15 protein-coding genes and 1 rRNA gene are annotated in these 23,156 nt (G+C 40.0%); 9 read left to right on the top strand and 7 right to left on the bottom strand.

The window, feature by feature from the left end; translation table 11 throughout:
- The first annotated feature begins 18 nt into the window (after positions 1-18).
- From IQ31_RS25420 to IQ31_RS25390, 7 genes are all read left to right on the top strand, one after another.
- Positions 19-492, top strand: a complete 474-nt coding sequence (locus tag IQ31_RS25420) for a ribonuclease H-like YkuK family protein (RefSeq protein ID WP_046672303.1) — start codon at positions 19-21, stop codon at positions 490-492.
- Between the two features lie 52 nt (positions 493-544).
- Positions 545-1,147 (top strand): nicotinamide riboside transporter PnuC, encoded by a 603-nt coding sequence (pnuC, locus tag IQ31_RS25415; RefSeq protein ID WP_088160147.1) that lies wholly within the window; start codon positions 545-547, stop codon positions 1,145-1,147.
- Positions 1,148-1,170: 23 nt separating this feature from the next.
- A complete protein-coding gene (locus IQ31_RS25410; protein ID WP_088163435.1) occupies positions 1,171-1,704 on the top strand; it encodes an AAA family ATPase in 534 nt (177 codons plus the stop codon).
- A 151-nt stretch (positions 1,705-1,855) separates the two neighbouring features.
- On the top strand, positions 1,856-2,266 hold the full coding sequence (locus IQ31_RS25405) for a BrxA/BrxB family bacilliredoxin (protein WP_070563263.1): 411 nt from the start codon (positions 1,856-1,858) through the stop codon (positions 2,264-2,266).
- 359 nt (positions 2,267-2,625) lie between these two features.
- Complete coding sequence (locus tag IQ31_RS25400) at positions 2,626-4,191, top strand: amidohydrolase (RefSeq protein ID WP_232475670.1); 1,566 nt, start codon at positions 2,626-2,628, stop codon at positions 4,189-4,191.
- Positions 4,192-4,387: 196 nt separating this feature from the next.
- Entirely contained in the window at positions 4,388-5,293 is a 906-nt protein-coding gene (locus tag IQ31_RS25395; RefSeq protein WP_088160145.1) for a GLPGLI family protein, read from the top strand.
- A complete protein-coding gene (locus tag IQ31_RS25390; protein WP_088160144.1) occupies positions 5,293-7,953 on the top strand; it encodes a peptidase associated/transthyretin-like domain-containing protein in 2,661 nt (886 codons plus the stop codon). The genes IQ31_RS25395 and IQ31_RS25390 overlap by 1 nt, the downstream gene beginning before the upstream one ends.
- Positions 7,954-8,087: 134 nt before the next feature.
- Here the strand turns inward: IQ31_RS25390 and lipA are convergent, their stop codons facing one another.
- A complete protein-coding gene (gene lipA / locus IQ31_RS25385) occupies positions 8,088-8,969 on the bottom strand; it encodes a lipoyl synthase (protein ID WP_075990947.1) in 882 nt (293 codons plus the stop codon).
- 173 nt (positions 8,970-9,142) lie between these two features.
- Here lipA and IQ31_RS25380 point away from each other — a divergent pair, with 173 nt between their 5' ends.
- Both IQ31_RS25380 and carB read left to right on the top strand, forming a co-directional pair.
- The gene (locus tag IQ31_RS25380) at positions 9,143-11,377 is read left to right on the top strand and encodes a beta-N-acetylhexosaminidase (protein WP_244294579.1); all 2,235 of its coding nucleotides are present in this window, start codon (positions 9,143-9,145) and stop codon (positions 11,375-11,377) included.
- A gap of 261 nt (positions 11,378-11,638) precedes the next feature.
- On the top strand, positions 11,639-14,458 hold the full coding sequence (gene carB, locus IQ31_RS25375; RefSeq protein ID WP_070563252.1) for a carbamoyl-phosphate synthase large subunit: 2,820 nt from the start codon (positions 11,639-11,641) through the stop codon (positions 14,456-14,458).
- Positions 14,459-14,502: 44 nt separating this feature from the next.
- Here the strand turns inward: carB and IQ31_RS25370 are convergent, their stop codons facing one another.
- The 6 genes from IQ31_RS25370 to rrf form a co-directional block, all read right to left on the bottom strand.
- The gene (locus tag IQ31_RS25370; protein WP_244294578.1) at positions 14,503-15,393 is read right to left on the bottom strand and encodes a formylglycine-generating enzyme family protein; all 891 of its coding nucleotides are present in this window, start codon (positions 15,391-15,393) and stop codon (positions 14,503-14,505) included.
- A gap of 216 nt (positions 15,394-15,609) precedes the next feature.
- Positions 15,610-17,016, bottom strand: coding sequence for a Gfo/Idh/MocA family protein (locus tag IQ31_RS25365; RefSeq protein ID WP_244294577.1), 1,407 nt, complete (start codon positions 17,014-17,016; stop codon positions 15,610-15,612).
- A gap of 377 nt (positions 17,017-17,393) precedes the next feature.
- Positions 17,394-20,057, bottom strand: coding sequence for a carboxypeptidase-like regulatory domain-containing protein (locus IQ31_RS25360; RefSeq protein WP_145331025.1), 2,664 nt, complete (start codon positions 20,055-20,057; stop codon positions 17,394-17,396).
- Positions 20,058-20,200: 143 nt separating this feature from the next.
- Positions 20,201-20,929, bottom strand: coding sequence for a GLPGLI family protein (locus IQ31_RS25355; protein WP_145331023.1), 729 nt, complete (start codon positions 20,927-20,929; stop codon positions 20,201-20,203).
- Between the two features lie 695 nt (positions 20,930-21,624).
- Complete coding sequence (locus IQ31_RS25350) at positions 21,625-22,383, bottom strand: GLPGLI family protein (RefSeq protein WP_145331021.1); 759 nt, start codon at positions 22,381-22,383, stop codon at positions 21,625-21,627.
- Positions 22,384-22,901: 518 nt separating this feature from the next.
- Positions 22,902-23,013: ribosomal RNA gene (rrf, locus tag IQ31_RS25345) — 5S ribosomal RNA — on the bottom strand.
- Between the last annotated feature and the right edge of the window lie 143 nt (positions 23,014-23,156).

Raw genomic sequence — 23,156 nt, 5'->3', positions numbered from 1 at the left:
TATCTAATTTATATCGCTATGAGATGGCAAAAATACAATGGCGAATCCATTCGCTCCACGATTTTCGATGCTGTTGAAGAAGTCATTAAACGAGAAGATGCCCTAGGGAATAAGCTCAAGGTTTATATCGGCACCGATTCCCAAGTCAAGAGAGGCATCATCGACTTCGCAACAGTCATCGTCTTTCTCCGGGAACATAAAGGTGGATTTATGTTTATCCAACGGGACAAAAGGCACCACCGAATGAGCATTAAAGAAAGGATGCTACTCGAAGTCCAAAAATCCATCGATATAGCCTATCAACTCTGCCCCCTCCTCGAAAAACACAAAGTAGACCTCGAAGTCCACGCCGACATCAACACCAATCCAAATTTCCAGTCAAATGTTGCCCTGAAAGAAGCCATGGGCTATATTATGGGTATGGGATTTGTTTTTAAGGCCAAGCCCGAGTCTTTTGCCAGTACCAATTGTGCTAATAAACAGGTTCAATAATTGACTATAAGGCAGACTTTGTATATTTAGGGTGTAATTTTTAATACACCACATGCATGATCTTTTTCAGCAGATTGCACGTCAATTTGCCCAGACCTCTTGGCTCGAATGGTTAGGTACCCTGACAGGCTTTCTTTGTGTCTATTTGGCCGCTAAGCAAAATATATGGAACTGGCCGATTAGTATCATCAGTGTGGCGTCCTATGCTATTCTGTTTTATGATGCCAAACTATATGGAGATACTGTACTGCAATTCTACTTTCTGTCTACTGCTGTTTATGGCTGGTATTATTGGATAAAACGAAAAGAAGAAAAAAAGAAACCCATCGTCAAAGCCAGCAAGGGGCAGTTGCTCCTTTGCCTCCTGGCAATCCTCGTCCTGACACTGTCAATCGGTTATCTCCTCGATAGCAAGACAAATTCCGATGTTCCTTATATTGACGCTTTCTGCACGTCCGTAAGTTTTGTTGCTCAATTTCTGATGACACGCAAAGTACTTCAAAACTGGCTCTTATGGGTATTTGTGGATATTTGTTATATCCCGCTCTATATACACAAAGACCTTATGCTGACCGCAGTACTCTACCTTGTTTTCACACTCATCGCTTGGAATGGCTATCGCGATTGGCAGAAAACCTATAAAAATTTTGCGTAATATTGCCTATCAAAACGATCGATGTGGGAAAAGATTTCATAAAAATTGCCGTTGTTGGCCCCGAGTCCACCGGAAAATCAACGATGGCACAATTTCTTGCCAAGGAATTTCAGACAGTATGCGTGCCCGAATATTCACGTTATTATTGCCAAAGCCTCAACAATAAATATACCTTACAGGACGAAGTCAATATGTTTTATGGACAGGTCGCTTTGGAGGAAGCGCTGGTCAATTTAGCACAAGGACAGCTTCTCATCTGTGACACTACCTTCCTTACGGTCAAAATTTGGTCAGATCATCTTTTCGGTCATACACCACCGGAAGTCACCGATAAAATTCAACAACATGTTTATGACCTTTATCTGCTGATGGATATCGATCTACCCTGGCAGGACGATCCACTACGGGATTTCCCCGAACAGCGCGAACATTTCATGGAGATCTGGAAAAGCGAATTGAACGCCATTAATGCGAATTATCGTCTTGTTTCGGGTCTCGGCGACCAACGTCTTGAAAATGGACTTCATGCTGTAAAAGATTTTCTGACATTGATTTGAGACAAGTGTCTTGACGAAGCAGCCTTTTACAGCTATATTTGTAGGAATAAAGTATAGCATGTTGTTTATGCGGAGTAAGTATACTTGCCCGGCGACAGAAAGCTTTATAAACACAATTAAAATAGAATATTAACATTTTACTTAAGAAATAATGTATCCAGAATATTTAGTAACTCCAATGCGTCAAGAGTTAGTTGATGCGGGATTCGAAGAATTAAAAACACCTGAAGCAGTTGATCAGGCTATCGCATCAGAAGGAACTGTTTTTGTGGTTGTAAACTCTGTTTGTGGTTGCGCTGCTGCAAATGCACGTCCTGCTGCAAAAGCTGCTGTAAAAAACGAAAAACACCCAGCTAAATTGGTGACTGTTTTCGCAGGTATGGAAACTGATGCAGTAAACACTGCACGTAACTACATGTTGCCTTACCCTCCATCTTCACCAGCAATGGCTTTATTTAAAGACGGGAAATTGGTACACATGATTGAAAGACATATGATTGAAGGTCGCCCGGCACAAATGATTGCTGACAATTTAGTTGCAGCATTTGACGAGTACTGTTAATCACGTATTTTGATTTTTGAATTAAAAAGGCTGTCCAAGTTATTTGGATAGCCTTTTTTGTCTATTGGATAATTCGTATTTTCCTTACTTTTCCTGCACGTCCCCTTTCAAAACTTGACAGATGGTCTCCTGTCCGAACAATATGCGGCAACTCAGCATAGGCGCCTCACGTAAGCCAATTCGATCACCTAAAGCAATTCGATCAGCCAAAACCTCAAGTCCGCATATCCAGCAGACCTAGCCCCAAGTCTAGTTTCAGTTTATTAAAAGCTTTTTCCTATTTTTAGGTTATGAAAACCTTCCCAATAATCATTTTTTTGTTCTGCTTGACGATCATATCATGTTCACCGCAAACGAAAGTGGACCTTATTGTTTATCATGCGCAAGTATATACTGTAGATTCGGCTTTTAGTACAGCACATGCTTTTGCTGTCAAAGATGGTAAGTTTATGGCCATTGGTTCCGATGAAGAAATACAGCGAAAGTACAAAGCAATAGAAAAAATTGACGCACAGGGGAAGGCGATTTATCCGGGATTCTACGATGCCCATGCGCATTTATTTGACGAAGCCGAACTAATGGATCAAGTCGACCTAAACGGCGCCGATTCTTTCGAGGAGGTTATTCAACGTGTCAAAAACTACCAACAAAAAAACCCGGGCAAAACTTGGCTGATCGGTGGTGGCTGGGACCAAAATCGCTGGAAAGATAAAACTTTCCCAACCAAGGACCTACTCGATAAAGCTTTCCCGGATATCCCCGTCTACCTCATGCGTGTAGATTATCATGCGGCGGTTGCGAACTCCAAAGCACTCGAATGGGCAAAATTAACGAGTATCCCCATCATTCGCGGCGGTGTAGTCGGCGGGACTAATGATACTCCCAATGGTCTCTTGATCGACAATGCAATGGATCTTGTCAATAAGACCATTCCGGTTCCGAGTGAAAAAGAATATCTAAGAATGCTCAAGCGAACGCAAGACTCCCTCCTTTCCGTTGGTCTTACCTCCATTGTAGATGCAGGTTTATCAAAAGAAAGACTCGATCTGCTTAAGAAATACTATCGGGAAGGGCAGTTGAAAATTAGAGATTATGCCATGATCCTAGGCAATCCGCAAAATATAAAGTCATTTATCGATCAGGGTTTCTATGAAACAGACCGTTTCGAGATCAAAGGATTTAAACTGCTCGCCGATGGCGCATTGGGATCCCGTGGTGCATGCCTCCTCGCGCATTACCATGATGCCCCCACCCATGGCTTTCTCCTCCATAGCCCTCAAGAATACGAAGCAATGATCAAACAGATTGCCGAAAGTAAGTTTCAGGCAAATACCCATGCGATAGGCGATTCGGCCAATCGTATTATATTGGATATTTATGGCAAATACCTCCACAATAACGACGATCGTAGATGGCGAATCGAGCACGCCCAAATTATATCGCCTGCAGATTTTGATAAGTTTCGAAAGTATCAAATCATACCATCTGTACAACCCACACATGCAACCTCCGATATGTACTGGGCCAAAGATCGACTCGGTGAAGAACGCATGAAAGGCGCTTACGCATATAAGCATCTGTTGAAAGAATATGGAAAACTCGCATTGGGGAGTGATTTCCCGGTCGAACATTTCAATCCCTTATATGGTTTCCACGCGGCAGTAGCCCGCGTCGACAAAAAAGGATATCCTAGCCACGGATTTCAGATGCAAGATGCGATAAGCCGTGAAGACGCTTTGAAGGGAATGACAATCTGGGCGGCATACTCCTGTTTTCAGGAGAAAAAAAGAGGAAGTATCGAAGTGGGAAAAGATGCCGATTTTGTTATCCTCGAAAAGGATATCTTGAAAATTCCGAATGAGCAACTGCGAAATGTAAAAACAGAACGGACAGTAATTGCAGGTGAGACTGTGTTTAAAAGATAACAATAGCGCATATGCCTAAACATGCCCACTAAACTTATATCGCTGACAAAGCGAAATAGTTAACAAAAAAGATAGCTAACAAATCAAACATTTCTTCACCTGCAGTAACCTGCCCTAGAGAGGATTACAAGGAAAATTTAGAATAAATTTTCCTGATTACGAATATTTCGTATATTTACGATATAAACATACATTTATGAAATATTCATTACCATTCCTATTATCCTTAGCGACGCAGCTGTTATTTGCACAAGAGCGTACTCCAGCGATCGCAAAAGTACATTACGAATTCAAGCATGTAAATGATAGCACCCAACGGGATCAATTTATACGCGATGAAACAGTCGTTTACCTGAATCAACAGGCCAGCTACTACACATCATATTCATCCAAGCGCATGCAAGATGAGGTCAAAAAACAAATGGAAGGCCCCAGTTTCGACGGTACACTAAACATTACTACTCGCTCGACACCATCAAGCTCCTCCTATTTATTAGACGCCAATCAAAACAAAATGACCGAAGTGGTTAGCGTTGCCAGTGACAATTTTGCCATTCCACAGGCTTACCCTACTCAAGATTGGGAAATACTGGGTGACCGCAAAGAAATTGGTGGCTACAATTGCCAGAACGCAAAAACAACATTCAAAGGCCGAACCTATATCGCCTGGTTTACAACCGAGCTGCCGTTTTCCTATGGTCCGTGGAAACTTCATGGTCTTCCTGGCCTAATTCTGGATGTCCGTGACACAAAAAATGAGGTGATTTTTGCTTACGCCGGATTCGACAAAATTGAGGATGGCAAAACATCGGTGGCCCTGCCGCAAAACGCCATCGTAAGTACTGCAGAAGAGGTAAAAAAAGTTCAGGAAGCCTTTAAGGCCAATCCACAAGCTTATATGCAAGCCCAATCGGGAAAAAACAGAACCATCAGTGTAGGTTCATCGGGTAGTATGGTTGCAGTTAGATCCAGTTCCGGCTCCGGAGGAGGCTCCCCTGCTGGTGCTTTGGATCCGTCAAAAATAAAGAGTTTCAATATTTCAAGAGACGATAAATACAAACCTTCAAAAGTTACCAACAATCCGATAGAGCTGACGCCTTAATGAAAGTATTTTTATGTTTATTTATAGTCGTTTTGCTTGGGCAAATAACCTTTGCCCAGCAAACGATTAATGGAACGGTCCAAGTGGATAAGACGCAGCATCCCGTACCCTTTGCCAGTGTCAACATCCTTTCAGACAACAAAATTATCGCTTTCAAACCGACAGATAAAGAAGGGCGTTTTACAATTACCTTAACAAAGGACTATGCAAGCCTCTACCTGCAGATCAATCACCTTACTTACGAAAAATTTGAACTCAAACTTGGCACGCAGACATCCAATCTTCGGATCGCCCTCGTACCAAAAACCAATCTACTACAAGATGTCATTGTAAAGAGCAAACCTAAAGTAAGCCGTTCAAATGATACAATCTCCTACGACGTCGGATCTTTTGCCAAAGAAGAGGATCGAAATATAGGCGACGTAATCAAACGTCTTCCGGGTATGGAAGTTACCGAATCGGGTCTTATTAAATACCAGGACAAAACCGTTTCTAAACTTTACATTGACGGTGACGATCTATTGGAAAATCGCTATGGTGTAGGTACACGGACAATCCCGCATAAAATGGTAAAGGACATTCAGGTACTCGACAATCACGAACATTATAAAGTCCTTAAAAATAAAAGATTTACAGACGACGTCGCCATAAATCTCGTTATCAAAGAGGAAGCAAAGCTAAAACTCACTGGGCAGGCCAAAATTGGCGTCGGCACGCCCAATCTCTATGATCCTGAATTGAACTCAATCCTATTCAACAAAAAAGTTAAGATGTTGAATGTCCTCAGCGGTAATAATACTGGCAATGATCTTTCCGGAGATATCATCGGCGCCAATCAGTCCTCTTTACTGGCCAAGTTTGGCAGCTCGCCCATCAACAATCTCCTGGCGACGAGCACAACAGGCAGTCCAAATATTCCTAAAAACAACTATTATTTCAACAATACAGGTTCGCTAAACACCAATAACCTATACAACCTCAAGAATCACTGGCAGCTAAAATCAAATATTCAGGTTTTATACGACAACGATAGGCAAAATAATGCCGCAAGCACACAATACCTGCTCGATGATGGCGACGTCTATTTTAATGAGCAAAATCATCTGAAAACAGCGCGATGGCTTGGCGCAGCCAGACTTTCGGCATCCACCAATACGGAAAAGAAATATGCGAGTAATGCCTTGTCATTTGAGTATGAAAAAAAAGATATAACAGCATTGTTGGCAAACTCTTCAGGCCAGATCGAGCAGTTCCAAAAACACAACATCAAGGGATTCAGCAACTTGTTTAGCTATATACCCCAACTTAAAAACAATGACATTATTGCAATCAACTGGTCTTTAAATTATGGTAATAAACCACAGACTTTACAGATTTATCCCGGCGTTTTTCCAGAAATACTCAACGATAGCATTCCCTATAAAAGTAGCCGCCAGCAAATTGAAATTCCTTCCTTTTTTACGGAGATCAGTACAGGTTATCGCTTCAATAAAGGCCGAATCAAGCAATACTATCAAATTGGCTTCAATACAGATCGCCAACACTTCAACTCGCTCCTTACAATAGCGGATAATGATCAACATATTCGCGCATTGGGCGATAATACCCGTAATGATCTGTATTGGAGCAGGTCCCAAGCATTTATTACTCCTCAATATTCCTGGAAAACAAATCGGTTTGAAACCCAGCTCGACATCCCGGTAACCTATTTATTTACCCATTATGAAGACGTCAGTCATCAGCTGTCCACGTCCAAAAATTCCATGCTGATCAATCCTAATTTAAAAGCGAGATGGCAGGTTTCTCAAGAAGACTATCTTCAATTTAACTATCAATTTGCGCAGGACATTGGTAACATAGAAGATATATACCGTGGTGCGGTATTACGGAACTATAGAATGCTCAGCCAAAATAATGCAGCGCTAAATGAATCCAAAAAACATACATTTAATCTCAATTATAATTTAGCCCGCACCCTAAAAGTATTATTTGCAAATGCTGGTATTAGCTATTCAAGATCGCTTTCCAACACGATATTATCTTCCGTTATAAAAAATAACATCACCGAAAATATCTTGGTCAATATGGATAACCTGCAGGAGCGCTGGTCTTCTCAGATCGGGTTTGATAAATACATTTTCCCCCTGGCAAGTACCCTCAAACTAAAAGGAAGCATTTCTCACTTCAAATACAATCAATTGTTAAACAATGCCCTAGTCCCTATTCGAAGTATGAGCTATTTATTTCAACCCAGTATAGAAGCTAAAGTCTTTAAATCTTATAACATTTCCTATTCTGGACTATTCAATTGGAGCAGGAGTAAACAACAGGGCCTGGACAATACGATCCAAAATAAAACCACCACAATGATGCATAATATAGGTTTTCCGACCAGCCCATTCAAAAATGGCTTTATGCGGCTAAACCTGCGCAATCTTGCCACCTTTCAAACAAACATGAAGAATGCAAGTTATACCTTCATAGACTTTTTTACGCGCTACAAGGTCAACAAGTGGAAAATGGACTTCGAATTGGAAATGAATAATTTGGCCAATATCAAAAACTATCGTACTTATCTGATGACGGCCAATATGATTTCCCAGAATGAATTTGAACTTCGCGGGAGAACAATTTTACTCCGCACAGTTTTTAACCTTTAAAGCATCAGACTCCATCGAAAAGAAACAATTGCCTTGAGCTATTAAAAAAAGAAGCCTGAGCAAAAAATCACTCAGGCTTCTTTTTATATCTTGCGAAAAAAGTATTCTTCGTTAAAAAACTTTAGAACTATTTTCTATTGCATATCGAATAGATGTTTCTCAGCATGATAAGAAGAACGAACCAACGGTCCAGACTCCACATACTTGAATCCCATTTCTAAACCAATTTTCTGATATTTCTCAAACTGTGCAGGTGTAATCCATTCGATTACAGGATGGTGAGCTTTCGTAGGCTGTAAATACTGACCCAATGTCAAAATATGTACCCCGACGTTATATAAATCTTGCATTGCCTCGATAACATCTTCCTCAGTTTCACCTAAGCCAAGCATAATACCTGATTTTGTACGGAGTCCAGCTTCAGAAATGCGACGTAGGCACTCGAGTGAACGATCGTATTTAGCCTGAACACGAACTTCTCTTGTCAAACGACGGACAGTTTCGAGGTTGTGCGAAACAACTTCGGGACGTACTGCGATCACGCGATCCAAATTATCCCATTGTCCTTTAAAATCTGGCAAAAGTGTTTCTAAGGTTGTTTCTGGGCTTTCTCTACGGATTGCGTTGATTGTCTCCGCCCATATTACCGAACCACCATCTTTTAGGTCATCACGATCCACCGAAGTGATCACACAGTGTTTTACCTGCATTAACTTGACAGAATTGGCGACACGATTGGGTTCATCCAAATCAACCGCCAGAGGACGACCGGTTGCTACCGCACAAAATGAACAAGAACGTGTACAGATATTTCCCAAAATCATGAAGGTTGCCGTTCCAGCTCCCCAACATTCGCCCATATTCGGGCAATTTCCACTCTCACAAATTGTATGTAATTTATGCTCGTCTACAAGACTTCTGACATGTCTATACTCTTTACCAACAGGCAATTTGACACGCAACCAATCAGGCTTGCGTTGTGCAGGAGTTGCCGGAATAACTGGAAGTTCAATCATACAACAAAGTTAAGGATTAAAAATGTAATTTCTAACCGTCAATTTGTTGGTTTTATATCATAAAAAATGACCGATTGCCACCAATAATAGAATTATGAAACAAAAATTAGGATATTTGTGTTGATTATCATTAATCTAATAACAAAACTATGCGACTGAGCCGATCTTTATCCATGTTGTTACTTGGGGGTGCAACCATCTTTACTGCACATGCCCAAACCAACTTTGACATTATACCCAAACCTTCGAAAATCACATTGGCTACGGGAACATACGCTATCCCTACACATCTTCAGGTTGTTGTTTCAGATGAATTTCAGGAGGCGACACAACTGCTTACTGAACACCCAGCTATCAAAAGCCTAGCTGTCGAAGTACTCAAGAAAAATAAAAAAGGCCCAAAAGAAGGCTTTCGCATTATTAAAGCAGTCGATGCAGATAACCTTAGCAAGAACGCCTATTCCATCCAAATCGATGAAAAAGGCCTGCTACTCAGGGCCTGGAATGTACCCCAGGTTATCAATGGGATTTACACACTGGTTCAATTGGGCTATCTACAAGCTGATCCAAGTAAAATAGCCTATGCGACTATAGTCGATGAGCCACGATTTGCCTACCGTGGCTTACACCTGGATGTATCGCGCCATTTTATGCCACTATCTTTTGTCAAAAAGTATATCGACATCATGGCCATCTACAAATTCAACAATTTTCATTGGCATTTAACCGACGGAGCGGGATGGCGATTGGAGATTAAGAAATATCCGGAGTTAACACAAAAGGCGGCCTGGCGTACACATACGGGCTGGAAAGATTGGTGGAACAATGGTCGTCAGTATGTAGAAAAAGGTAAGCCAAATGCCAGCGGTGGATTCTATACCCAGGAAGAAGCACGCGAATTGGTCGACTATGCAGCCCGTAAAGGAATCAATGTAATTCCTGAGATAGAAATGCCCGGACATTCGGAAGAAGTATTGGCCGTATATCCCGAACTCTCTTGCTCCGGAAAGCCCTATAGTCAGGGAGAATTCTGTATCGGCAATGAAAAAACCTTTGAATTTCTAAAAAATGTTTTGGATGAAGTACTCACGATATTCCCTTCCCAGTACATTCATATCGGCGGTGATGAAGCTGAGAAGAAGCATTGGGAAACCTGCCCAAAAGATCAGGCGCTCATGCAAAAAGAAGGATTAAAATCTGTTGACGAACTGCAGAGTTATGCTATCAAACAAATGGATCTATACCTGCAATCCAAGGGTAGAAAGCTGATCGGTTGGGACGAAATCCTTCAAGGGGGGCTCACAGAAGGAGCTACCGTCATGAGCTGGCGCGGTGAAGACGGCGGCATAAAGGCCGCAAATGCAGGCCATGATGTCATCATGACTCCAGGTTCACACCTCTATTTTGATTCTTATCAGACAGACCCACGGACACAGCCTGAGGCCATCGGGGGTTACCTGACATTAGATAAAGTTTATTCGTATGATCCTATTCCAGCTGCGATACAAGGGGACAAAGCCAAGCATATCCTCGGAGCACAAGCGAATATATGGACAGAATATGTACCTACCACCGAACACCTCGAATATATGGTGTTCCCACGTGCACTGGCTTTGGCGGAAGTCAATTGGACAAATAAAGATGGGAAAAGCTGGACAGACTTTCAGCGAAGACTACAATCACATTATAAGCTACTACAAGATCTAAACGTCAATTATTATCGTCCTTCCTTTAATGTCGCTTATACAGCAACATACAATGCTGCTAAAAACAACAATAAAATTACGCTGACAACGGAGCAACTAAAAACAGATCAGATCCGATATACCATTGATAGCAGTGAGCCTACAATCTTGTCTACACCATATACTGGACCATTTGAACTCAGCTCAACAGGTCATATCAATGCCGCTTATTTTCTAGATTCTATCAAAATCGGTCCAACCCTATCCTTTGATATTGACATTCATCGTGCTATTGGAAAAAAAGTAACGTACAACACAGCATGGTCGGGATATCCAGCACAAAAAGATTCTACCTTAACAAACGGAATCATGGGCGGTCTTTCCTATCACGATGGTCAATGGCAAGGATTCACCAGTCCGATTGATGTTGTCGTGGATATGGAACGCAGGGAGGAAATACACCAAGTAGCCATGAATTTTATGCAGATGATCGGCCCCGGCGTTTATATGCCAGGAGAAATGGAAGTCCTGCTTTCGGATAATGGCCGTACCTTCAGATCTGTAGGAACAATCAAAAATGACATATCCGATAAAGAATCCAAGTTGACTTTCAAAAGGTTTGAACTCAAACTTGACAAAGCCCAACAGGCCCGTTATATAAAAATCAAAGCCAGCAATCCAAAAAAAGGCTACTTGTTTACGGACGAAATCATCGTTTATTAAACAAATCAGCCCCATTATTGCCTACGAGTTGGAAAACATACTGCTTATGTTTTCCAACTCGTTTTTGTTTTTTCAGGACCACTTTTCTAAAAAACTACATTTTTTTTTGAAATATTCTTAAAATAAATAGTTAATTTTCAAAATTTAAAATGTAACTTTGCACTCCGACAAAGCAGTCGGAATGACCCTTCCCCATGAGCTACTTTTGATTGTCTTTGCTCAGATTTACAATAGGAAATTTAATTTTTTGAACTAGATATAATGCCAAGAAACACTTCCATTAAGTCGGTTTTAATCATCGGATCAGGTCCCATCGTTATCGGTCAAGCTTGTGAATTTGATTATTCTGGATCTCAAGCATCTCTTTCATTGAAAGAAGAAGGTATTGAAGTATCCATCATCAACTCAAACCCTGCAACAATCATGACGGACAAAGTTGTTGCAGACAATGTCTACTTACTTCCATTAACATGCGAAAGTATTGAAGAAATTTTGCAAAAACACAACATTGACGCTGTACTTCCTACCATGGGTGGCCAGACTGCTTTGAACTTATGTATCGAAGCTTCTAACCTAGGTCTTTGGGAAAAATACAACGTAAAAGTTATCGGTGTTGATGTTGCTGCCATTGAAAAAACTGAAAACCGTGAAGAATTCCGTCAATTAATGGTTGATATCGGTGTGGGCGTTGCAACATCCAAAATTGCAAACTCATTCCTTGAAGGTAAAGAAGCGGCACAAGAAATTGGCTATCCGCTTGTTATACGTCCATCTTATACTCTTGCAGGTACAGGAGGTGGATTTGTTCACAGAAAAGAAGATTTTGACGCAGCCTTAAATAGAGGTTTACATGCTTCACCAACACACGAAGTTTTGGTAGAGCAAGCGGTATTGGGCTGGAAAGAATTTGAGTTGGAATTACTTCGTGATACCAACGACAATGTTATCATCATCTGTACCATTGAAAACTTCGATCCAATGGGTATCCACACTGGAGACTCAATCACTGTTGCACCGGGCATGACATTGTCAGACAAATGTTATCAAGACATGCGTAATCAGGCTATTCTGATGATGCGTTCAATTGGTACATTTGCAGGTGGTTGTAACGTTCAGTTCTCTGTAAACCCAGAAAACGAAGAAATTATTGCCATCGAAATCAATCCACGTGTATCACGCTCTTCGGCTTTAGCATCGAAAGCAACGGGTTATCCAATTGCGAAGATTGCTGCTAAATTGGCGATTGGTTACAACTTGGATGAATTGCAAAATCAGATCACAAAGACAACATCCGCATATTTTGAACCAACATTAGACTATGTGATCGTTAAGATCCCTCGTTTCAACTTCGATAAATTTAAAGGAGCAAACAAGGAATTAGGTCTACAGATGAAAGCAGTAGGTGAAGTAATGGCAATCGGCCGTACATTTATCGAAGCTTTACAGAAAGCTTGTCAATCATTGGAGACTGGCCGCGCTGGTTTAGGTGCTGACGGTCGTCAATGGAGAAACCTTGACGAGATCATGGACAGTTTGGAACATCCAAGTGGTGACCGTTTATTCCATATCAAAGATGCTTTCGAATTAGGTGTTCCTTTGGAATCTATCCGTAAGGCAACACGTATCGACAAATGGTTCTTAGTACAGATCCAAGAGTTGGTACACCTTGAGCAAGAATTACGTCGTTATCAATTGAATAATATTCCACGCGATTTCTTCATGACCTTAAAGCAAAAAGGTTATTCAGATGTACAAATCGCATGGTTACTAGGAAATGTAACAGAGGATCAAGTTTACGATCGTCGTAAGGAGCTAGGTATCAACCGTGTTTACAAAATGGTAGATACTTGTGCTGCAGAATTCCCTGCACAAACACCATACTACTATTCAACTTTCGAAGAAGAAAACGAATCAATCTCTTCAGATAGAAAGAAAATCATCGTTTTAGGCTCAGGTCCTAACCGTATCGGTCAGGGTATCGAGTTCGATTACTCCTGTGTACACGGTTTATTGGCGGCTAAAGAATGTGGTTACGAAGCGATTATGGTTAACTGTAACCCGGAGACTGTATCGACAGACTTCAATATGGCTGACAAATTATACTTCGAGCCCGTATTCTGGGAGCATGTACGTGAGATCATCGAATTAGAAAAACCAGAAGGTGTTATCGTTCAGTTGGGTGGACAAACAGCCCTTAAAATGGCTGAGCGTCTAGAGCAACTTGGCGTAAAAATCATCGGTACTTCATTTGAGAATATGGACTTGGCAGAAGACCGTGGCCGTTTCTCCGATCTACTGAAAGAATTGGAAATTCCATATCCAAGATACGGTGTGGCAACTTCAGCAGAAGAAGCATTACAAGTTGCAAACGAAGTTGGATATCCAGTATTGGTTCGTCCTTCTTACGTATTGGGTGGACAAGGCATGAGCATTGTTATCAACGATGAAGATCTAGAAAAAGCTGTTGTCAACTTGTTGAAAAACCTTCCTGGAAACCATATCCTGATCGACCACTTCTTGGATCGTGCAGAAGAAGCTGAATCAGATTCAATCTGTGATGGTGAAGATGTACACATCATTGGTATGATGGAACATATTGAACCTGCTGGTATCCACTCAGGAGACTCTTCAGCTGTATTGCCTCCATTTGGCCTATCACAAGCTGTTCAGGATAAAATGGAAGAATATTCCATTAAACTAGCAAAAGCATTGAACGTAAGAGGTCTATTAAACATTCAGTTTGCTGTAAAAGGTGAAAATGTATATGTTATCGAGGCTAATCCACGCGCATCACGTACGGTTCCTTTCATCGCTAAAGCTTATGATGTTCCTTACATCAATATTGCAACTAAAGTTATGTTGGGTGTTAATAAATTGAAAGACTTTACAATAGAACGTAAACTGAAAGGATACGCGATTAAAGAACCTGTATTCTCTTTCAATAAATTCCCTGAAGTAGACAAGCAATTAGGCCCTGAGATGAAATCAACTGGTGAAGCAATTCGCTTTATCAAAGATCTTCAAGATCCTTATTTCAGAGAATTGTACAATCAAAAATCAATGTTTTTGAATGCACAATAAGACATATCAATAAAATAGAAAAGGCTTGCAAATGCAAGCCTTTTCTATTTTATATCTTTTACACAGCGGAAGCCAACATTATTTGTAGGACTGTTGACCTCCCCTTTTCCTCTGCTTCCGGCTTTATACCTTTCGCAATATTGATCATTGCAAAGAAATGATCCTCCCCGCTGAACGCGTTTTTCAAGATTTGGTTCCTGCGGATCATAAGAATCTTGTGGTCCTTTGGGGTTAACAGTTGTACTATGCTGATAATAATCGGGTCTATAAAAATCAGCACACCATTCCCACACATTCCCTTCCATATCGTACAGTCCCAATGCATTTGCCTGAAATGATTTTACAGGCGCAGTCCCCTCAAAGCCATCCTCCTTTGAATCTTGTACAGGAAATTTTCCCTGGTAAATATTGGCGGTCCATTTACCATTAGGCTTCAAGTCCTTGCCCCAATAATACAAGTCATCGTTTGCATCGTTACGTCCTCTAGCCGCATATTCCCATTCCGCTTCTGTAGGTAATCGTTTTCCTGCCCATTTCGCGTAAGCTGCAGCATCTTCATAGGCAACCTGAACAACCGGATGATTCATTTTATCCTTTATCGAGCTATTCGGTCCCTCGGGATGTTGCCAGTTTGCACCAGGGACATACTCCCACCATATCAGATAATTGTTTAATGAATTGAGTTCTTTAGGTTTGGAAAATACAGCCGATCCCGGAACTAACATTTTGGGGTCCACCCCTGGAAAATCTTTCGGATCCAGTTCCCGCTCAGCAACAGTTACATAACCTGTCTCCTTTACAAACTGCGCAAACTGTGCATTTGTGACCTCATGTTCGTCCATATAAAATGAATTCAGTTGCACCTGATGTAAAGGCTTACTATCTTCAAAATTCGAACTTCCCATCAGAAATTTGCCCCCTTCGACTAATATCATCTTGTCTGTAGTCTTACTTTTTAACTGCGCAATTTGGGATTTTATCAGACCTGCGCGCGTAGGTATATTTTCCCCAACACAACAGGAAAGTGTATCCTTGGTGGAAAATAACGATAAACAGGTAATTAGAGTCAGATTGAATAACATAATTAAAGATAAACATAAAAGGGGAACAATAAAAAGTTCCCCTTCAATAAGTCATTTTATATAAGTGGGCTATACGCCCAATTGTATATTTTCTTTTTTCGCTGATCTAGCACGAATAGGCGTATTTCCACCGCCTTTTAACGTGATTTCTACCGGCGTATTATTTTTCCATGCACCCTTTGTGAAATCCGGTACATCAACTGTTTTACAGTTCTTTTCTACAGATTCGAAACTCAATGGCACGATACAGCTCCATGAAGCAGCATCATAGACATCCTGGTCCAAAGGTAATCCGTTGCGCAAACAGTCAATCAGACGCCAGTCCATCATAAAATCCATCCCACCGTGTCCACCAACCTGTTTTGCCTGCTCACCAATATATTTTACCAATTCTGGTGTGTATTTATCGTACAGTTCTTTTAATTTCTGTTCTGTAATGAATTCATGGCCAAAAGCAATATTCTCCGTAGGATACTTTTGTGCAAACCCTTTGGTTCCACTTAGTGTATGCAATCTAGAGTAAGGTCTAGGAGAAGTAACATCATGCTGCAGCATAATCGTTTTTCCTTTTGCGGTGCGGATAAGCGTTGTATTCATATTACCTCGGTATTTCTTTCCGACAAATTCCTGGAAAAAAGAATCCTTGGCCGCTAGCTCTTTTGCTTTTTCTCCCATCATAAAATCAGTGGAAGACATTGCCACAAGATGATCCATCTTATCCCCCCTATTGATATTTAAGCATTGTGCCACAGGCCCAAGTCCATGAGTAGGATATAGATTTCCATTTAATTTTATATTTTCTCTCAGGCGCCACATGTTATCATAGCCATTCTTTGCAAAATTGAGATCCAGCAAATCGTGAATATAAGCACCCTCGGCATGGACGAGTTCGCCAAACAAGCCTTGGCGCACCATATTCAATGTCAGCATTTCGAAGAAATCATAACAGCAATTTTCCAGCATCATACAATGCTTTCTAGTCGCTTCAGATGTTTTCACGACCTCCCAACAATCTTTGATCGTCAAAGCAATCGGCACTTCACAAGCCACGTGATTACCCGCTTTCATCGCGGCAATACTCATCGGAGTATGATAATCCCAAGGCGTACAAATATAGACCAGATCGAGTTTCTCTTCTTTCAACAAGGATTTCCAGCCATCTTCACCTGAATACGCTTTCGGAGCTGTTAGACCCTTCGATGTAACGATTTTTGTTGCGCGTTCAACCCGATCCGGATGTTTGTCGCAAAGTGCGACAATTTCGCATCCCTCAATAAAGGACAACCGTTCAACAGCACCAGGACCGCGCATGCCCAGTCCAATCACTGCTACTCTGACTTTATCAATTTTTGGAGCTGCATAGCCACACATATTAAACGACCCTGCTGCCGTATTGGCATTGACCAAAGTAGGGAGTGAAACAGCCAGTGATGACAATATTCCGGCCTTTTTTAGAAAATCTCTTCTAGAATCCATAATTTAAAGTTCATATAAATTTAAAGGGACCAATTGGTCCCTCTAAAAAATCACCTATTTTAAAACAAACTAAACAGTCAATAGAAAAATCCTTTTGGATTGGATTTATATTTGGTTCTTATATAAGAACTTAATCTCTATAACAATAATATAACACTTTTTTCTAAATAAAAAATGAAACTTGAAAGCAATCGTTTGCTTAATCTACACAAACGATTGCTTAATTTTTTATCTTCGTTGTTTTTCAATCGATCCTGGCAAATAATTGTCGCACACTTGGAGTAAATTACATACCCCTAGCGGCATTTCATATTTGTACTTTCTTATTAGTTCCTTCATCATGAGTTAGATATCCAACAACCTTTGTAAGAATGAGACTATAAGCTATAGGACAATCCCATTAGGAATATGCGCGGCATGGTATAGATAACTTTTTCGGAACTGATATACTCAGTAAGAACAGCGGTTCTGTAGCTATTGTTTTTTAACACGTTTAGGCCCTGAACATATAAACTAAATGGAGATTTTGCTTTTTGGTAGCGCAGTTCAAAATTACCGTTTACATTTACAGGAGCAGGATTGCCATTCGCTAACCCAGTCTTTAACATGCTCCAATCTGTTTTAAGGACCAGATTCTTCATCGTATATTTTCCGGTGACACTCCATTTATTAAAGGCGACCTTCTCTTCATTCCCGGTACTTTTTTGCCAGCTATTCGTGTTGGTCCAGGCTACTTTTATGTCTAGGAATTTTGGTTTAAACCAGCGCAAGGACAGATCAGATGAAACCGTATTTTGTCGTAGGTTAATCTCCTCTTGGTCTATAGCTTGTGCCAATTTCATGTGAATATAGGAGAGATAAACACCAGGTTCAAATCGTCCGTAACGAATACTATATCCCCCGATATTGGTAAAATTGAGATCAGGCCGATCAAACAGCATCACGCTTTTTAACTGCTGATAGGAAGAAGTGACAAGGCTATTTCCCTTTATTTGATCCTTCAATGTCAATGTACTGTTAAAATAGATTACCCTAAAGTCCGTAAGTCTAAAATTGTTATACGTAAAATTGAATTTATGGAATGTCTGTCCTTCCAAAAAAATATTTCCGCGGAACAAACTATTATAGCCTGTAATCCAATAGGAAGGATTTAGATCCGATGCTGTCGCAAAATTATAGCCTCTTCGGTAGTTAAGGCGGAAACCATCCAATGCATTTTTGCCATATTTTATATCCAGCTCCGGTTGTAAAAACCATTTCCCATAATGTCCAGTGTAGACCGGAGTCTGGTTAGTCAAGTAGAGGTAATACTCTTTCAAGGAAATGAGTATCTTCAATTTTTCGAAATCCAGCCGATAGCTTCCGCCCAGATAATTGCTGCTATTTTGGTAATCCTGTTCATGATCAAATAGGTACTGATGGCTTGTATCCCGGGCTCCTGTTGATTGGCCTTGCTGACGTAATATTTCATTCTGAGAATTCACTTCAACATGAAGCTGCTGCTGCTGATTGATAACCCAATAATACTTATAGGAGGCATTAAAAAGTTGCTTTTTTCGCTCGATAGGTCGCACAATGCGATAATTCTTGGAGGAATCCAGCCGAATAAAATCAGGCAGAAAGAGACTGTCCGAGGAAAGTGAGAAATTATCTTTCTCATACGTGTACTGATGCTGGAAAGCAAAGGAGCTGTAACTTCGCAAAGAATGCTTCCAATTACCTTCCAAATATTGTTTTAGTACAAGAGAATTACCGCTTTGCGTTTGCAGGCTGTTATTATCAACCGAAAATTTGTCGATGGCGCTATTTGTATGTATCGACTGTTTGGGCATCGTCCAGAATGCGCCCACATTATAATCTATACTAAAATACGGATTGGCTTTAAAACCTGTCGATAAATTTAAAGAAGCCTGTCTGTTGACTTGAGAAGAACGCATGTAGGTTTGCTCCGTATACCGAAGATCGGGAAGAGTATAGCTATTGGAGCCTGCTATTTCTGTCCCCAGTCGATTTTCATTATACACACCATACAAGGTCAGGCTCAGCTTCTTGTCCATGCCTCTTTTAAAACCGTTAAATGCTGCAAATTTATTGATATTCTTAATCACGTTTCTATTATCGCGATTGTATCCTGACAAAGCATCTTTTGGAATCGAATTGGAAAAATACTGAAGTTCGGCCCCCTGAACACGATCGATATCTTCCTTTGAAACCGGTGAAGCGCCGGTATTGTTGATATCCCCGATAAAGGACATCGTCCGCTGAGGTGAATAATAAAATAAAGCCGCATGTTCTTTGTATGACTTTTCGTTCCCCAGGGCAGATTCAAGATCACCAAAGATGAAGTTCTTCTTGTTCTCTTTCAATTTAATGTTCATGGCAAGCTGATCGTTTACCTGCACATTTTTCAGCAGATCGTTTTGGGAAAATCTACTGATCATTTCGACCTTATCCACGGCATTTGCAGGAATATTTTCAACGGCTAATTTACTGCCTCCGCCAAAAAAGCGTTCATTTTCAACCAGAGTTACATTAACCAGTTTTCCCTGAAAACGTACTTTCCCATCTTCGATGGAAAAACCTGGCATTTTTTCGATAAGGTCCTGTAATTTTCGGTCGGTACTATCTCTGAAATAATCCGCCGAAAAACGGATGGTATCTTTGGCAATCTCCACCGCACGGTATTTGTAATCAATCTTTACCTCTTCCAGTCTTCTGACAGATTTTAATAATTTGAACGTGATTTTCTGTTGAGCTACACGGATGTCAATGGTATCGACGACTTTCTGATAACCTAATCTTGAAATTGTAAGTTCAATTTTTACTTCCTTGGAGAATTTGAGCTGAAAGCGTCCCTTCTGATCGCTTTTTTGAAATATAGGAGCACTGCCAGAGGAAGGAATTTGCTTGATCACAATACTGGCATTTTCAAGGGCTGTATTGCTTTCATCCAGGACTAAACCATTCAACAGGAAGTCTTGTTGTGCCCATAAACCAAAAGGCCAAGAAAATAAAAAAATAAGATATAGTATATACTTCAAATGTACTCGCTATTGATAAGGAATATTTAATTCTTTGGCAAGCTTATACGACTGTTCTCGCCATTGTTCCTTTGTTAATGAGGTATACTACATTTCCAAAAACCATAGATTATTGATATGAAATGTTTAGTTCTTTCGCCTTTTCATATAACCTGTCGCGCCACTGATCTCTTGTAATAACTTCCTTTTTTGGTAACAGTGCAAATATCCGGTTTATTAGTTAAATTGAGTTCCTTTAGCCCATAGAGCGTTCCTCCCAATTGTAATTCAAAAATTAAACCTGGCAGATCTCTCGAAAAAAGGGGACCAAAAGGAACGGGTATGTCCGGACAGAACCAGGCTATGACAGGAGTTGTTCTAATCTGTTGCTTTCCAGCTTTTCTAAAACTGATTTCCCTATTCCCAGTAGCCTTATAACAAGTAAAATCCCCTATCATCTTCTTTTCTGTAGAAATTTTCCAGTCAAAATTATTTCGCGTTTTTACGATAAGCCCCTTTTTATCAACCATTGTTCTAGGATCTCGGTCAAAATTATAGCAATAATTTATGTCCTGCCAGGTAGAATCTTTATATTCAACAAATGATATGGCATGTCGCAGATCATCATTAGAAATTTTTTCGAGCTCTTTACTTTTCACCAGCGTAAATAAGGATTTCTTTGATGTGAACTCGAGTTTAAAAGTCATCATAGAAGCAATCTTCGGTATGAAGGGATAAGCACTCAACATCCAAAGTTCCTCCGGAGCATTATTTACGCTATCAGTACTTTGGAAAACAGAATAGCTAACATAACCGCTGATTTCTTGAGATTTAGCCCGGCTCACAGATAAAAAAAATAAAAAAACTGATAGAAAAATTTGACTTAATTTCATTTTTAAAATTACTAAGATGGCTGGGTTAGTTACCCAACCATAGTTACAGTGTAATTATTTGACATAATGTGATATCATCAACTTTCCTAAGTTGCCGCAGGAAGTGAAGAATGTGTACCATTGAGACATTTTTCCATTTCCATTAATAAAATGTCGTCTAAAACTTTTGGAGGGTATGATCCAACCATTTGTTCACCACGAATTGTAACCTCGACTAAACATGTAATCTCTGGTCCTTCCAACATAGCTTCTTCTTGTTTAACAAGAACTTACTCTGCAATGGTTGACGCATGGGCTTGGTTAACTCCAAAGATAGCACCACCTAGTAGCATCATCTTTAAAATACTTCTTTTCATAATTTATATTTAATATAATATCAAATATATTTATAAAAATTATGTTTTGAATAGATATTTTAAAATTTACACAAATGTGCAGTATTACAAGTTAAACTAAAACACTTATACGGTTAATAATTACTCAAAAGAACAATATCCACTCAAAACCTCAATTACAACAATATAAGATTGTCACCAGTGGCGTAGCTACCGCCCAGACTTTATTGTTTCAATCTAGACTACTTAACTAGCAAGCGGAATTTTCCAAATGTGCTGTCACTTGCTGGCACATTCAATCAACTTTCTTTGTTCTCTTTGGAAGCCGGTAGCTATTGAAACTGTGATAAATAGATCGGTCTATTGATAAGGAATATTTAATTCTTTGGCAAGCTTATATAACCGTTCCCGCCATTCTTCTTTTGTCAGTATTTCTTTATTTGGCAATGGAGCAATCTCTGCCTTTGTCGTTAAGTTAATATCCGTTAGTCCGTAGACAATCCCATCATATTGAAACTCAAAGATCAAGCCCGGAAGATCCCGTCCAAAGACAGGGCCAAATGGTACAGGAATTTCGGGACAGAACCAAGCAATGACAGGTGTTTTTCTAATCTTGTATTCGCCTCCTTCCCTATAGCTTATGACTTTATCTCCTTTTGCTTTGTAGCAGGTAAACTCACCTATCTGCTTTGTTTCAGCACTGATATTCCAGTCAAAATTGTTTCTTGTCTTTAATATTAGTCCTTTCTTATCCAGCGGATTTTTCATATCCCTGTCAAAGCGATAAAAATACGATGCATCATGCCAACTCGTATCTCTATAACCGATTAATGTTTCGGTAGTTTTAATATCTTCATCCGAAACTTTTTCAAGTTCCATGGTTTTTACTCGATTAAACATCGAATTAGTTGTCGTAAATTCGAGCTTAAAACGCATCATTGCAGCCACTTTAGAAACAAAAGGGTATAAGTTAATTATCGACAGGTCTGCAGGTGTATTATTAATACTATCAGTACTCCTCACTACAGCATAGTGGGCATACCCCGCAACCTCTTGGGCCTTGATATCCGCTATAATAAAGATAACTAGGAAAAGAAGTAAAATATTATTTAGTTTCATTCTTTATATTTTGAATATGACCAAAAGTAATAGCCAGTCATGTTTGTAGTCACAATAATCGACTAAGTTCTTAGGTTATAATTTTTGTTAGTTAGCACCGGAAAATGATGAATGCGTGGTATTAAGAAGTTTTCCCAACACCTCGGAGGAGTATCATCTTTAAAATACTTTTTTACAACTTATATTTAATATAATGCCGAATGTATTTATAAAAATTAAATATTAAAATATCATTAACCAATTCTACACAAAGGTGTAGTATAGTCTTACAGAACCTCCGTCTTATAAGCAATTCTAATTTTAATCCCATACAAGGCTTAGAAATCTTGGTTTATCGGTATGAATATCATCACAGAGCTACGCAATTTGGGTTGGAATAAAAGGACTGTAAGGCTATCAATTCAAGTACAATATTACGATAGTCCTCTATGTGAAAGACATATAATATTAAACGCATATGGAAAAGTATCTAAACGAAAGAAGCCCTTGACTGTTTCCAGCAAGGGCTTCCGTGTAAAAAAAGGCACCGACCTACTCTCCCACCTGTTACGGCAATACCATCGGCTCTGGCGGGCTTGACTGCTCTGTTCGGAATGGGAAGAGGTAGACACCGCCGATATAGGCACCTAAAAATCTTTATTGGATGATCTATGATATTCTTATCATGTGATTCATGCCAAATGACATATGTATTGAAAGAGGTTCGTTTCCTGTTTGTTTCTTAAAAATTAAAGAGGAAGACAACAGTGTCTGTCTGCTTGAGAAAGCTTCGG

The sequence above is a fragment of the Sphingobacterium siyangense genome (assembly GCF_007830445.1).
GTDB classification, from domain to species: Bacteria; Bacteroidota; Bacteroidia; order Sphingobacteriales; family Sphingobacteriaceae; genus Sphingobacterium; species Sphingobacterium siyangense.
This window is presented reverse-complemented; position numbering and strand designations above follow the sequence as displayed.

What these genes read in the sequence shown, in the direction of transcription:
- IQ31_RS25420 (WP_046672303.1), top strand. Translation starts at nt 19, where the DNA reads ATGAGATGGCAAAAATACAATGGCGAATCCATTCGCTCCACGATTTTC.
- pnuC (WP_088160147.1), top strand. Translation starts at nt 545, where the DNA reads ATGCATGATCTTTTTCAGCAGATTGCACGTCAATTTGCCCAGACCTCT.
- IQ31_RS25405 (WP_070563263.1), top strand. Translation starts at nt 1,856, where the DNA reads ATGTATCCAGAATATTTAGTAACTCCAATGCGTCAAGAGTTAGTTGAT.
- IQ31_RS25395 (WP_088160145.1), top strand. Translation starts at nt 4,388, where the DNA reads ATGAAATATTCATTACCATTCCTATTATCCTTAGCGACGCAGCTGTTA.
- IQ31_RS25390 (WP_088160144.1), top strand. Translation starts at nt 5,293, where the DNA reads ATGAAAGTATTTTTATGTTTATTTATAGTCGTTTTGCTTGGGCAAATA.
- lipA (WP_075990947.1), bottom strand. Translation starts at nt 8,969, where the DNA reads ATGATTGAACTTCCAGTTATTCCGGCAACTCCTGCACAACGCAAGCCT.
- IQ31_RS25380 (WP_244294579.1), top strand. Translation starts at nt 9,143, where the DNA reads ATGTTGTTACTTGGGGGTGCAACCATCTTTACTGCACATGCCCAAACC.
- carB (WP_070563252.1), top strand. Translation starts at nt 11,639, where the DNA reads ATGCCAAGAAACACTTCCATTAAGTCGGTTTTAATCATCGGATCAGGT.
- IQ31_RS25370 (WP_244294578.1), bottom strand. Translation starts at nt 15,393, where the DNA reads ATGATATTAGTCGAAGGGGGCAAATTTCTGATGGGAAGTTCGAATTTT.
- IQ31_RS25365 (WP_244294577.1), bottom strand. Translation starts at nt 17,016, where the DNA reads ATGGATTCTAGAAGAGATTTTCTAAAAAAGGCCGGAATATTGTCATCA.
- IQ31_RS25355 (WP_145331023.1), bottom strand. Translation starts at nt 20,929, where the DNA reads ATGAAATTAAGTCAAATTTTTCTATCAGTTTTTTTATTTTTTTTATCT.
- IQ31_RS25350 (WP_145331021.1), bottom strand. Translation starts at nt 22,383, where the DNA reads ATGAAACTAAATAATATTTTACTTCTTTTCCTAGTTATCTTTATTATA.